Raw genomic sequence first — 13,252 nt, forward strand, 5'->3', positions numbered from 1 at the left:
CGCTGGCCACAAATACGACACCCGCCGGACCTCCTCCCCCGGCGGGTGTTGTTTTTTCAGTCTCCCTCACATCGATGTCAGCTTCGCCGCCCGTACCGCGTGGCGGTGGACCATGTCTGGCCAATTCGCCGGACAGCACGCTCACCGCGATCGCCGATGTGGCGCTGAGGTGGTCGATCAGGCTATAGCCATTGCCGAGCGTCTTGCGGCCAAGGTCGTCGACAACGAAGCGATAATGCCCCGACCGGCGACGCGAACACACGCACAAACGGCCCCGGGGCGGGTGAGGAACGAGGAAAGGAATTCAGCATGAACATGACCAGCGAAACCGCCGCCCTTCTGGAGCGGCTTGGCGTTGCGGCAGCTGCCTTCACCGGCGGCGACCTGATCGTGCGCAGCCCGGTGACGGGCGACCAGATCGGCGCGCTCAGGTCGATCTCATCGGCCGAGGCGGAAGCCGCAATCGCCCGCGCCGATGCCGCCTTCAAAGCCTGGCGCAACGTGCCGGCGCCGAAGCGCGGCGAGCTTGTCCGCCTGCTCGGCGAGGAGCTGCGCGCCTCAAAGGCCGATCTCGGCCGCCTGGTCTCGATCGAGGTCGGAAAGATCACCTCCGAGGGCCTCGGCGAAGTCCAGGAGATGATCGACATCTGCGACTTCGCCGTCGGCCTGTCGCGCCAGCTCTATGGCCTGACCATCGCCACCGAGCGTCCCGGCCATCGCATGATGGAAACCTGGCATCCGCTCGGCGTCACAGGCGTCATCTCGGCCTTCAACTTCCCCGTTGCGGTGTGGTCGTGGAACGCAGCCCTTGCCTTTGTCTGCGGCAATTCGGTGGTCTGGAAGCCGTCGGAAAAGACGCCGCTGACCGCCCTTGCCTGCCAGGCGATCTTCGAGCGTGCGGCAAAACGTTTTGGCGCTGATGCGCCCGCAGGCCTGTCGCAGCTTTTGATCGGCGACCGCGCCATCGGCGAGGTGCTTGTCGACCACCCCAAGGTGCCGCTGGTCTCGGCCACCGGCTCGACCCGCATGGGCCGTGACGTCGGCCCGCGTCTGGCCAAACGTTTCGCCCGCGCCATCCTCGAGCTCGGCGGCAACAATGCCGGCATCGTCTGTCCTTCGGCCAATCTCGACATGGCGCTGCGCGCCATCGCCTTCGGCGCCATGGGCACCGCCGGCCAGCGCTGCACCACCATGCGCCGCCTGTTCGTCCATGACAGCGTCTACGACCAACTCGTGCCGCGGCTGAAGAAGGCCTATCAGAGCGTCTCGGTCGGCAGCCCACTGGAAAGCTCGGCGCTCGTCGGCCCGCTGATCGACAAGGCGGCCTTTGACGGCATGCAGAAGGCGCTGAAGCACGCGACTGAGGCCGGCGGCGAAATCACCGGCGGCATGCGCGTCGACCAGGGCCATGACGGCGCCTATTACGTCAAGCCGGCTTTGGTCGAGATGCCTGATCAGACAGGTCCGGTGCTGGAAGAGACTTTTGCGCCGATCCTCTATGTCATGAAGTACTCCGACTTCGATGCTGTGCTCGACCTGCACAATGCGGTCGGCGCCGGCCTGTCGTCGTCGATCTTCACGCTCGACCTGCAGGAAGCCGAGCGCTTCCTCTCGGTCGAGGGTTCGGACTGCGGCATCGCCAATGTCAACATCGGCACCTCGGGTGCGGAGATCGGCGGCGCGTTCGGCGGCGAGAAGGAGACCGGCGGCGGCCGCGAGTCAGGCTCCGACGCCTGGAAGGCCTATATGCGCCGCGCCACCAACACGGTGAACTACTCCAAGGCGCTGCCGCTGGCCCAGGGCGTCAGCTTCGACATCGACTGAGCAAGCCGACACCGGTTGCGGCGCTGGCATCGGCCACGCCACAGCCACGTGATTTCAAGCGCCGTCCGCAGAAGCGGGCGGCGTTTCCGCTTGCGGTTCAGAGTGTCAGGTCGGGGATTGTCCATCCCGCCAACTCCGCTTGTGCTGCCGGCGCGATGGGCAGAAGCTTGCGCGTTTCCAGGTCGAAGCAGATGGCCACAACCTCCATCGAGCCGAACGGCCTTCCGGAGAACGGGTCGAGCATCCAGTTGACGATGTTCATGGTCCGCCCGTCGATGCGGGCGAGGCCGGAGCGCACCTCCCAGCAGTCGCCGCTTGCGGGCAGGCCGTCCACGCGGATCAGGAACTCGAGTGCTGCGGCACCGAAATGTGGTCCCGCCCTATCGCTGTGACGGGCGCAGGTCTCGCGCAGCGGCGTGATGATGTTGCGGACGCTGTCGGCCATGGCGCCGACGAAGGCGTAAGGCAGCATCCTGCCCCAGGGATCACAGGCCTGATGCGGCACGGCGCCTTGGCCGAGCCGATGCAGGCCGAGTTGTTCGGCCCGCGCGCCCGATGCGGATATCATCGTGGGAAGATCGCCTGTGCCACGCGGCATTGCCAGCCTCGGCGTCTCGGTGAGCTCGGTCGCAACATGATTGGCGAAGGTCTCAGGCCATGGCCGCCCGCTGCCGTCCGTCGATGCGACATGATGGAGGCGGATGCGAAAGGTCGCGGCGCAATCATTCGAGGCTGTGTCGAACATCATGGCAACGATGTCGGCCGTGCCGTTGCCTATGGCGGCGAACCCGGCCGAGATGTGCATCGAGCTTCCGGCCCGCGCCTCGCGCAGGAAGCGGATATGCATGGTCCTGACGGCCAATGTCGTCTCCGAGCCGACCGCCGACAGGCGGGGCAGGCCAGACCGGCCGAACAGCATGGTGATGGCCTCCATGCAGCGCGCGACGTAGAAGCGCGTGTTCATATGGCCCATTTCGTCGCATTCCCAGGTGGCGACGCCGCCGCGCCAGACGTCGCGCAACCCCGATATGCCAGCCTTCATGCGTATTCTCCCGTGCTCGACTGCAAGTCGTACCGGTGATGGCAATGAAGGCCATCGTCCGATGCGACGATGGCCGACGGGAGAGACGGGCGTTCGCTCGAACAAAGAATTTGTCGCAGCGTGGTCCATTTTCGCTTTCGTGCCATCGATGCTATCAGTGGCCCCGAAAAGAAAAGGTCGCGACGCTTGGTCGGATTTCGCCGCAAGGGATTTGGGTTCGGGGTCGCGCTTGTCGCGGCGCTGATGCTCGTCCTGCAGACGGTGGCGGGTGCCGTGGCGCTCGGCCAGGGCACGCCGCCGCTCGACATTTTCGGCAACCCGCTCTGCATCACCTCGGCAAGCGGCCACACCGCACCGGCCAAGAGCGAGCATCCTGCCTTGACCGCGTGCTGCACGCTTGGCTGCAACATGGTCTCGGCGCTCGCGGTGATGCCGCCCGATGGCGCTTGTCTTCTGCTCGGGCGCCAGATCGAGACAAAGACCGTCTTCCTGGCGCTCAGACCCGATGCGGCGACAGCGCCGGAGCACGACCCCGGAAATCCGCGCGCGCCGCCACCACTGGTCTGAGACGGCTGCCGCATAGCTGCAGCCGGACGAATTCGCTTATCTCGACAGACCCTGCGCCGCATGTGCCGGCGCCTTAGACATCCGGAGTTTTCCATGACCCGTTCCGCTCGCGCCTTTTCGCGCCCGCTTTTCCGCAGCTTCGAGGAGCGTATCGGCATCGCCGTCTTTGCGCTGCTGCTGCTCTTCGCTTCGACCCAGCAGATGCTCGCCCATGGCTTCAAGGCGGGCGATCTCGAGATCGGCCACCCCTGGTCGCGCGCCACGCCGGCCGGCGCCAAGGTCGCTGCCGGTTATTTGACCATCACGAACAACGGCAGCCAGGCCGACCGCCTGGTTTCGATTCAGTCCGACGTTTCCGAAAAGGCCGAGATTCACGAGATGGCGGTCGACGCCAAGGGTGTGATGACCATGCGCCAGATCTCCGGCGGCCTCGAAATCCCGGCCGGCGGCGAGGTCGCGCTCAAGCCGGGCGCCTACCACATCATGTTCATCGGCCTGAAGGCGCCGGTCAAGGAAGGCGACAAGTTCTCCGGCACGTTGACCTTCGAAAAGGCAGGTACTGTGACCGTCGAGTTCCAGGCCGACAAGATCGGCGGCCAGACCCAGGACCACTCGGGCCACTGACATCATGGGCGCGCGCTTTCCTTGCCTGACCGGGGGCGGCATCGTCGGCGACAGCGCGCGCCTGCTCGTTTTCCTGTGCGGCCTGATCATGGCCGCCAGTGCCTTTCTGGGCACGACGTCGGTCGCAGGTGCTCATGCCTCGTTGCTGCGCTCGACGCCTGTCGAAGGTGCGGTGGTGCAGGCAGCCCCCGCCGAGCTCTTGCTCGGTTTCAGCGAGACTGTGACGCCGCTGGTCACCGAGCTGATTGGGCCCGACGGCACCAAAACGCGCCTGACAGCCAAGGCAAATGGCGCCGACCTGGCGATTGCCTGGCCGGACTGGAAGGCTGAAGGCACCTACCTTTTGTCCTGGCGCGTCGTCTCTTCCGACGGGCACCCTGTGGCGGGCGTGTTGTCCATTTCGGTCGGCAATCCGAGTGTAACGCCTCCCGCTGCACCTGAGCTGAACGACACGTCGCTGCGACTTGCCATCTGGAGCGCCAAGCTGGTGCTCTATCTCGGCCTGTTCCTTGGCGTCGGTGGCGCATTCGCGCTCGCCTGGCTCATGCCCGGCAAGCACTTCGGTGTCGGTGTCGTCGGCGCGCTGCTCGTTGCGGGCCTTGTCGCAGCACCCGTTTCGTTCGGGCTGCAAGGGCTCGATGCGCTCGGCGCGCCGCTCGCATTGTTCGGTCAGGGCATGGGCTGGCAGGCGGCGGCTGCGACCAGCTATGCCTTCACGGCGGCGATCGCCTTCATCGCCCTGTCGCTGGCGCTGCTGGCACTCGCCAGCGATGCCAGCCTGGCCCGTTGGCTGGCGCTTGCCGGCCTCGTCGGGGTCGGCACCGCCTTGGCCGCGAGCGGCCATGCCAGTGCCGCAGCCCCGCAATGGCTGACGCGTCCGATGGTGTTTGTCCATGGGACCGGCATCGCCTTCTGGGCCGGGGCGTTGCTGCCGCTGGCCTTTTGCTGGCGCGAAGGTGGAGAAAGCGCCGAGCTGGCGCTGCGACGGTTTTCGGTGGCCATTCCCTATGTGGTTGCGGCGTTGGTCGCCGCCGGTCTCGTGCTGACAGTCATCCAGGTCGAGGCAGTTCCCGCGCTCTGGCATACCGGATACGGGCTGCTGCTGTCGGCGAAGCTGGTACTGGCTTTCGCCCTGTTTGCGCTCGCCGGTTTCAACCGTTGGCAACTGACGAAACCGGCCTTGGCCGAGCAGCGTGGGGCACAGCGCCTGCTGGTGCGCAGCATCCTGGTCGAGACGCTGCTGATGGTCGCGATCCTCGGTCTCGTCGCCGGCTTCCGCTTCACGCCGCCACCGCGCGTTCTGGCCATCGAGGCGGCGGAGCCTGCAGCAATTCACATCCATACGCCGGAGGCCATGGCCGACTTTGCCCTCAGCCCCGGCCATGCCGGTGCTGTCAGCGCCTCGATCATGGTGATGACTGGCGATTTTGGCCCGCTCGATGCGCGCGGCGTCGTGCTGCGGCTGAGCCGGTCCGGCTCGACCGAAATCGAGGCCAACGCCTACAAGCCCGGCGACGGCACCTGGCGAATCGACAGCCTCGACCTGCCCGCGCCGGGCACATGGGCCGTCGCCATCGACATCGACATGGCGGAAGGGCAGGTGGTCATTCTGGACGGCGAGGTCGCCATTCGTCCTGCTACCGGCTGGTAGTCGATACGGACGATGCCGCACCCGTAACGCTGCCTATCGTCCGGGCATCTTTTTTGCAGATGCCCGGGAGCGCGCGCATGAAAATCCTCATCATTGGCGGAACGGGCATGATCGGCGGCCACACCGCCGCCTACCTCAAGGCTCAAGGCAACGAAGTGGTGCTGGCGGCACGCAAGCCGGCACCCGAGACGACCCCGATGGCGGCCTATCCGACCATCTATGGCGACTACACCAAGGGTGATTTCTCGGCTGCCGACCTCGCGCCATTCGACGGCATCCTGTTTGCCGCCGGCAACGACATCCGCCACCTGCCCAAGGGCGTCGACGAGAACGAGTTCTGGACCAAGATGCAGATCGAGGGCGTGCCGACCTTCGTCGAACTGGCGCGCAAGGCCGGCGTCCGTCGCGTCGTCCACATCGGCAGCTACTATCACCAGGTCATGCCGGATCTGGTGGAGACAAACGCCTATGTGCGTGGCCGCAGCCTTGCCGACGAAGGCGTGCGTGCGCTTGCGACCGCTGACTTCAACGTCTCGACGCTCAACCCGCCGTCGATCGTCGGCTATGTCCAGGGTCTGCCGACCAAGCGCTACGAGACGCTGATGGCTTATGCGCGCGGCGAGACGCAGATGCCGATCTTCGCGCCGCCCGGCGGCACCAACTACATGTCGGTGCAGTCGCTGGCGGAAGCCATCTGGGGAGCTTTCCAGCGCGCCGAGAGCGGCAAGGCCTATCTGGTCGGCGACGAGAACCTGACGTTCCAGCAATATTTCCAGTCGCTGTTCGATGCCGTCGGCAATCCGCACCGGGTCGAGGAGCGCAATGAGGAGCACCCGCTTTTGCCCGACATGTTCATCGTTCCGGGCCGTGGCAATATCCTCGCCTACGAGCCTGAGGCCGAGGAGACCAAGCTGCTCGGCTATCGCCGCAACGACGTGCAGCGGGCGCTGCGCGAGGTCTTCGCGCAGGTCTCGGGCCGGTAGCGCTGCTCCGGGGAGGACGTCATGGCCGACAATCAGGCGGATCTGCTGATGGAAGTGGCGCTGCGGCGGGTGTCGGAGCGCTATGCCTATGCCGTCGACACCGGCGATGGCGACCTGCTCGCCGCGCAGTTCACCGCCGATGGCGTGGTCATCGCGCCGCGTGGGACCTTCGAGGGTCTCGCCCAGCTGCGCGGCATTCCAGCGATGGTCGCCGGCCGCTATCTCAAGACCTTCCATGCCGTGCTCAATCAGGCGGTCAGGCCGGTCGAGGGCGGTGCCGAAGGCGAGACATACTGCATCGCACGACACTATTTCCGCGATCCGGCCGGCCGCTACCTCTGCTACGAGATGACCATCCGCTACCAGGATCGCTTCGTCCGCACCCCTGACGGATGGCGCCTTGCGCGCCGCGAGCTGGTGGTGGTCGGCACCCACACATATGAGGCGCAGGACGCGGCGAGCTGAGCTGCCGGTGCCGGAACCATCGACTGCGGAGACCAAGATGCCCGACGAAATCTCCATCCTTGGCCTCGCCGGCAAAGTCGCGCTGGTAACCGGCGGCGGCGCTGGCATCGGCCGCGCCACGGCCGAACTCTTTGCGCGCGCCGGCATGAAGGTTGCTGTCGCCGAGATCGACCCCGCTCGGGTGACATCGATTCGCGAGACGCTGGGCCCCGATCACCTCGTCGTCGAAGCCGACGTACGCAAGGCGGATGACGTGGCGCGCCTTGTCGAGGCGGTGCGCGGCCGCTTCGGCCGGCTCGATGTGGTGGTCAACAATGTCGGCGACTATCTCGGCTTCAAGACGCCGTTCGAGCAGTCGACCGAGGTCGAATGGAACGCGCTCTACCACGTCAATCTGCTGCATATGTTCCATGTCAGTAAGGCGGCGATCCCGCTGATGCGGGCAAGTGGGCAAGGCGGCAGCATCATCAACGTTTCGACCATCGAGGCCTTCCGCGGCATCCCGATGACGGTTGTCTATTCGGCCTTCAAGGCAGCGGTCACCGGCTTCACCCAGAGCCTCGCCGTCGAGCTTGGCCAGCATGGCATCCGCGTCAACGCCATTGCGCCCGAGACCACCAATTCGGCGCAGATCGTGGCGACGCCGCGCGTGCCCAAGGAAAACCTCGAGCACCTCAAGCGCTGGTTCCCCATCGGCCGCTTTGGCGAGGGTTCGGATTCGGCGGGTGCCGCGCTGTTCTTGGCGTCGGACACGCTGTCAGGCTGGGTGTCGGGCACGACGATCCTTGTCGATGGCGGCGCGCTTGCCGCCGGTGCCTGGATGCGCATGACCAACGACGCCTGGACGCACCTGCCTGTCATCCAGTCCGACGGCTACGCGCCACGGCCGGAAGCGCGCTGAGGCCTGACAGGCTTCAGGCAGCGCTCGACCGCTGGAGTTCCGAGCGCATGTTGCCGGGAGCTTCGTTGCGACCGACGAGGCTTGCAATCTCCGACAGCGGCAATGGCCGGCCGAACAGGAAGCCCTGCATCTCGGTGCAGCCTTCGGCGCGCAGGAACTCGAAGCTTTCCCGCTTTTCCACGCCTTCGGCCAGAACCGGGATGCGCAGGTCGTTGGCGAGCAGGATCGTTGCCCGCACGATCGCCGCGGCTGCGCTGTCATTGCTGACGTCCTCGACGAAGGAGCGGTCGATCTTGACCCTGTCGAAGGGGAAGATCTGCAGCGTCGACAGCGAGGAATAGCCGACGCCGTAATCATCCATGGCGATGGTCACGCCGAGCGCCTTGAGCTGGCGCACCACGTGCAGGGCGCGGTCGCGGTCCTCGATGATGCTGGCCTCGGTGATCTCGAGCTCCAGCCGCGAGGCCGCAAGGCCGGTCGAAAGCAGCGTCTCATGCACAACCTTGGTCAGGTCGGCCTGCACCAGCTGAGCGGCGGCGATGTTGACGGCGATCTTGTAGGGCTTGCGCCAGCCGGCAACCTCGGCGCAGGCGGTCTTCAGCACCCATTCGCCGATCGGGATGATCAAGCCATTCTCCTCGGCGATGGGGATGAATTCTTCCGGCGCCACGATGCCCCGTTCGCGATGATGCCAGCGCAGCAGCGCCTCATAGGCGGTGACCTCGCCGGTCTTCATGTCGAGCTGCGGCTGGTAATAGAGTTCGAACTCGTCGCGCTCCAGCGCGTGACGCAGTTCCATGGCGAGCGCGCTGCGCTCGCGCCGGCCCTCGTCCATCGAGCGGTCGTAGTAGCAGACCTTGTCTGTTACGGCGCGTTTGGCGCGGTACATGGCAAGGTCGGCCGCGCCGATCAGCTCGTCGGCGTCGCTGGCGTGGTGCGGGAACAGGCTGATGCCGATGCTGGCGCCGACGGACAACGTCTTGGACTTGTTCTGGATCGGGTCGAGCACACCGGAAATCAGCCTGATGACGAAGCGATCGACCTCTTCCTTGCTCGAAATGTCCTGCTTGACGGCGATGAACTCGTCGCCGCCGACGCGCGCCACCAGTTCACCGGGGCCGGTCAGGATCTTCAGCCGGTTGGCGACCGTCTGCAACAGCAGGTCGCCGGCGTGGTGGCCGTGGACGTCGTTGATCTCCTTGAAGCGGTCGAGGTCGACCACGATGACAGCGGCTTCCTTGCCGGCGGCAGCACTGCGCTTGAGCATGCCGGGCAGGTTGTCGGACAGGAAGGCGCGATTGGGCAGGCCGGTCAGCGGGTCGTGCTGGGCGGCATGGCGGAAGCTGTCGACCAGTTCGCGCTGCGACTTGGCGTCCATCACGTAAAGCGTCAGCCCGGCGATGATTGCCATGGTGGCGAGCACCAGAACGGCGAGGAATTCGCTCGAGAACACCTTTGTCGGCACCGGAACCGACGGATCGGGCACAATGGTGGCAGCGCCCATGGCAGTGAAATGCATGGCGCAGATGGCAAGCACGAGAGCCAGCACCGAGAGCGGCTTGGCGTAGCGAATGCGCTGCCGCGCCGCCAGATGCATGGCGAGTGCGCCGAAGGCTACGGCAAACAGGATCGAGGCCTCGACGAGACCGGCATCCCACTCGATGCGGCCGGCGATCTCGAAACCGCGCATGCCGGTGAAATGCATGGCAACCACACCGGCGCCGATCACCGCGCCGCCCGTCTCGACCGGCAGTCCATTGGGCGGGCTCGCTGAAAGATGCAGTCCGGCGGCGGTGAAGGCGATGGCGATGAGCAGCGAGGCGATGGTCAGAAGCGGGTCGAAGGCTGCCTCGAATGGCAGTTGGAAGCCAAGCATGGCAACGAAATGTGTGGTCCAGATCGCGGCACCGCAGGCGATGCCGGAAAGCATGATCCAAGAGGAGCGGGCGCTGGCCGAGAGACGAGAGGCACGCTCGAAAAGCCGAATAGTCATGGCCGCGCCGGCAATACAGACGATCGCGGCAACCACGACGAACGAATAGTCATGCTCGTAAGCAAGACAGGAAATGACCTTGAACATTGCCACGCCCCCATGCCCGCCAAGACTGTCTGGTCAGGCCGTGGCTAAGTCTCCTCCCGAAAGATGAAAGAAATTCCTAATCTAAGCAGGCTTTTGTTCACGCGGTACGCGCATCTGGTCGCGGTGTGCGCGCTGCCCGCGAGCTGTCCGCCGCAGGAAGGTTCTCACAGCATCACGGTTGCGAACCGCGCGCATTTCTTCGACAAATGGTTGTCTCAGTCTTAGGAGCAGGGCATGGCCGACGGCAAGACCAAGCGGTTCGACGCGACGCTGACGGCGTTGCGGGGAGTTCTGATTGCGGCGGCGGCGCTGGTCGCCTTCTTCTATCCGTCCCAGGCGGTGCAGTTGCTGGTGCTGGTCGGTGGCGGGCTGCTGCTCGTCGACGGCATTTTGGGCCTGGTGACGCTCGACCGCTCGCCGCCACGCACGACCGGCCAGACGCTCGGTCTGGTCCGCAACCTGTTGTCGATTGCCGCGGGCGCGATCGTTATCGCCAGTGGCCTGTTGACCAGCATCTTCACCTTGTCGGCGCTGACATGGATCGTCGGCCTTTTGGCGCTGCTCGTCGGCCTGATCGAGATGGCGTCGAGCTTTCTCGACAGCGAGTGGCAGACGCGGCTGTGGCCGACACTTGTCGGCGGCGCGGTCTATGCCGCCTTTGGCCTGGCGCTGATGTTCGTGCCGCTTTCAAGCGCTGAAACGCTGCTGCGCATCGCCATGATCCTGATGCTCGCCTATGCGCTGCTGTTGTTCTATCGCGCCTGGGGCATTCGCGCGGCGCGCTAACTAGTTCGGGCCGGAAAAACCGGTGAGGAAGGCGGTCAGGTTGTCGCCAAGCGCGTCACAGAGATAGCCGCCCTCCTGGACGATGACAGTCGGCAGGCGGAGCCGGGCTATCGCCTCGGCGATGCGCGCGAAACCCGGCGTCGTCACCGACAGGCCGCCGAACGGATCGCCTTCGAAAGCATCGAGCCCGAGCGCCACGACGAGCGCGTCGGGTGCGAAGGCCCGGATGCGGCTGACGGCGAGGTCGAGTGCCTCCAGGAATTCGGCATCGCCAGACTTGCGCGGCAAGGGCAGGTTGAGGTTGTAGCCGAGACCCGCAGCCTCGCCGCGCTCGTCGGCATGGCCCCAGAAGAACGGGTAGAAGCGGCTCGGATCGGCATGCAGCGACACCGTCAGCACGTCGGATCTGGCGTAGAAGATGCCTTGTGTGCCATTGCCGTGATGCAGGTCGACGTCGAGGATGGCGACGCGCGAGGCCGTTGCCCGCAGCCTCTGCGCGGCGATGGCCGAATTGTTGAAGAAGCAGAAGCCGCCGGCGACGTCTGCAAAGGCATGATGGCCGGGCGGGCGGCACAGCGCGTATGCCGCCGGTTCACCCGACATCACCGCCTCTGTGGCGGCGACGGCACTCCAGGCGCTCCAGCAGGCGCTGTCGAAGGTCTCTGCCGAGATCGGGCAGGCGGTGTCGGCCATGTGGTAACCGGCCTGGCCGGCCGCACCCGCCGGGTAGCTGCCGTTGCGGGCAAAAGGATGGATGTTGGGAATGACCTCGGCGGAAGCGCCCTCCATGCGCTGCCAGCGCTCGAAGATGCGGGTGAGGAACTCGATGTATTCGGGCGTGTGGACCGCAGCGATCGGGGTGAGGCCGTAGCTGGCCGGGCGATGGATCGTCGAGCCGGCCGCCCGGGAGCCCGCCAGCAGGCGCTCGACGCGTTCGGGCTGTTCCGGATTGGGCTTTTGCATTCCCATCGACAGGAACGCCCTGGGGTCGTGCCGCTTCTGCTCCTCGGCATAGAAGGTCTTCATTCCGGCTCCCCCGTTGTTTGGCTCAGCGCCTGGAATGTCGGTCCGCTGGCAATGTAGGACCTCTGGTCCTTCGTCCAGGCAAAGCCGAGCCTGGTGTAGAAGGGATGGGCCCGCGCATTGTCCTCATCGACCGCGAGCCTGACGTAGACGCCGCCTCTGTCACGGCAAAGCCGGGCGACATGGCGCAATAGCCGCTCGCCGATGCCGAAGCTGCGGAACTGCTGGTCGACGAACAGGTCCTGCACGAAGACGCCCGGACGACAATACCAGGTCGAGAAGATCGGAAAGAACAGGCACATGCCGGCGAAAGCGCCGTCGATCTCGGCGATGACCGCTTCAAAGGCCGGCTTTTCGCCAAAGCCGAAACGCCGGATGTCGTCTTCCGTGCAGGCGATGCCGTCAGCCTCACCGACATGCGCGGCAAGGCCGATGATCGCCTTCATCAGCAACGGCGAATCGTCAATGGTTGCCGGCCGGATGAAAATGGCGGCTGGTTCTGTCTTCTTGGTGCCCATCGGCTTGTTCCGCATTCAGTCGCGGAATTGATAGCATCGAGGAAAGGGCGGGGGAGCGGGATTCGGTCTCTGGCGCAAGCATCGCGGCATCATGGCCCGATGCGCTGCAAATAGCAGAAACTCGCGCTTGGCGCGCCGGTCGAGACGACTTTAGGCTTCGACCACCTTCAGGCGCTTGTCGAAGACGCCGAGCACACGGGCCAATTCGTGGCCGCGCTTGAGGATCAGGCCGCCGGCGGCGATGACCGAGAAGGCGCCCTGCTTGCGGGCGAGCCTGGGATCCTTGACGATCTGGAACAGCGGCGTTTCGCTGGTGCGGCGAAATACCGAAAATACGGCGCGGTCGCTGAGATGGTCGATGGCGTAGTCGCGCCACTCGTTGGCGGCAACCATGCGTCCATAGAGCCTGAGAATCTGGTCGAGTTCCCGTCTCTCGAATGCCACCGGGAGTTCTTGTCGCTCCCGACGGGCCTCATGGAGCGGGATCAAAACCGCGGATGGCTCGCCATCCTCCACCCCAGCACCGCGATCAGTCATCAATCGTTCCCTTGCAGAACATGACCTCGGCTAAAGAATCGCGCATTCGCACCCGAAATGCAACAAGTAACACCTGTATGAAGAGTGTAAGGTAGCTTGCCGTAGCGGTAACGTTTGCGAAACAGACTGTCGGAATTGGTGATGACTCGCCACATTCCTGCCGTTTTTTATCCGCGCTGACGCCCCATTGTCCGACGAATTTACCCGTGTTGCCTGAGACGGTTCGGTCCGGCACCGGCTCGTAAACCCCA

Annotated in this window: 13 protein-coding genes; 8 read left to right on the plus strand and 5 right to left on the minus strand. The window is 65.2% G+C overall.

Annotation, left to right across the window (positions count from 1 at the left end; all coding sequences use genetic code 11):
* Positions 1–309: 309 nt before the first annotated feature.
* Positions 310–1,824 carry an L-piperidine-6-carboxylate dehydrogenase gene (amaB, locus tag SLT36_RS04380; RefSeq protein ID WP_432286018.1) on the plus strand — a complete coding sequence of 505 codons (1,515 nt, stop codon included), beginning with the start codon at positions 310–312 and terminating at the stop codon, positions 1,822–1,824.
* Between the two features lie 97 nt (positions 1,825–1,921).
* On the opposite strand, the gene SLT36_RS04385 is transcribed toward amaB, so the two are convergent.
* Positions 1,922–2,866 (minus strand): thioesterase family protein, encoded by a 945-nt coding sequence (locus SLT36_RS04385; protein ID WP_432286019.1) that lies wholly within the window; start codon positions 2,864–2,866, stop codon positions 1,922–1,924.
* Between the two features lie 186 nt (positions 2,867–3,052).
* Between SLT36_RS04385 and SLT36_RS04390 the strand changes: the two genes are divergently transcribed.
* The 6 genes from SLT36_RS04390 (at position 3,053) to SLT36_RS04415 (ending at position 8,057) form a co-directional block, all read left to right on the plus strand.
* Positions 3,053–3,433 carry a hypothetical protein gene (locus SLT36_RS04390; protein WP_432286021.1) on the plus strand — a complete coding sequence of 127 codons (381 nt, stop codon included), beginning with the start codon at positions 3,053–3,055 and terminating at the stop codon, positions 3,431–3,433.
* A 93-nt stretch (positions 3,434–3,526) separates the two neighbouring features.
* Positions 3,527–4,057, plus strand: a complete 531-nt coding sequence (locus tag SLT36_RS04395; RefSeq protein ID WP_432286023.1) for a copper chaperone PCu(A)C — start codon at positions 3,527–3,529, stop codon at positions 4,055–4,057.
* Between the two features lie 4 nt (positions 4,058–4,061).
* A complete protein-coding gene (locus SLT36_RS04400; protein WP_432286025.1) occupies positions 4,062–5,708 on the plus strand; it encodes a copper resistance protein CopC in 1,647 nt (548 codons plus the stop codon).
* Positions 5,709–5,785: 77 nt separating this feature from the next.
* Positions 5,786–6,691 (plus strand): NAD-dependent epimerase/dehydratase family protein, encoded by a 906-nt coding sequence (locus SLT36_RS04405; protein WP_432286027.1) that lies wholly within the window; start codon positions 5,786–5,788, stop codon positions 6,689–6,691.
* A 21-nt stretch (positions 6,692–6,712) separates the two neighbouring features.
* A complete protein-coding gene (locus SLT36_RS04410; protein WP_432286029.1) occupies positions 6,713–7,156 on the plus strand; it encodes a nuclear transport factor 2 family protein in 444 nt (147 codons plus the stop codon).
* Positions 7,157–7,193: 37 nt separating this feature from the next.
* The gene (locus tag SLT36_RS04415; protein ID WP_432286030.1) at positions 7,194–8,057 is read left to right on the plus strand and encodes an SDR family NAD(P)-dependent oxidoreductase; all 864 of its coding nucleotides are present in this window, start codon (positions 7,194–7,196) and stop codon (positions 8,055–8,057) included.
* Positions 8,058–8,070: 13 nt separating this feature from the next.
* Here the strand turns inward: SLT36_RS04415 and SLT36_RS04420 are convergent, their stop codons facing one another.
* Complete coding sequence (locus tag SLT36_RS04420; protein ID WP_432286032.1) at positions 8,071–10,137, minus strand: putative bifunctional diguanylate cyclase/phosphodiesterase; 2,067 nt, start codon at positions 10,135–10,137, stop codon at positions 8,071–8,073.
* A gap of 234 nt (positions 10,138–10,371) precedes the next feature.
* On the opposite strand from SLT36_RS04420, the gene SLT36_RS04425 reads away from it, so the two are divergent.
* Entirely contained in the window at positions 10,372–10,923 is a 552-nt protein-coding gene (locus SLT36_RS04425; protein ID WP_432286033.1) for a DUF308 domain-containing protein, read from the plus strand.
* Here the strand turns inward: SLT36_RS04425 and SLT36_RS04430 are convergent, their stop codons facing one another.
* The 3 genes from SLT36_RS04430 to SLT36_RS04440 all read right to left on the minus strand — a co-directional run bounded on the left by SLT36_RS04430 (position 10,924) and on the right by SLT36_RS04440 (position 13,001).
* Entirely contained in the window at positions 10,924–11,949 is a 1,026-nt protein-coding gene (locus SLT36_RS04430; protein WP_432286035.1) for a histone deacetylase family protein, read from the minus strand.
* Complete coding sequence (locus SLT36_RS04435; RefSeq protein WP_432286036.1) at positions 11,946–12,464, minus strand: GNAT family N-acetyltransferase; 519 nt, start codon at positions 12,462–12,464, stop codon at positions 11,946–11,948. The genes SLT36_RS04430 and SLT36_RS04435 overlap by 4 nt, the downstream gene beginning before the upstream one ends.
* Before the next feature lie 150 nt (positions 12,465–12,614).
* A complete protein-coding gene (locus SLT36_RS04440; RefSeq protein ID WP_432286037.1) occupies positions 12,615–13,001 on the minus strand; it encodes a DUF2794 domain-containing protein in 387 nt (128 codons plus the stop codon).
* Between the last annotated feature and the right edge of the window lie 251 nt (positions 13,002–13,252).

Source organism: Aminobacter sp. BA135 (genome assembly GCF_050859125.1).
Classification (GTDB): domain Bacteria; phylum Pseudomonadota; class Alphaproteobacteria; order Rhizobiales; family Rhizobiaceae; genus Aminobacter; species Aminobacter ciceronei.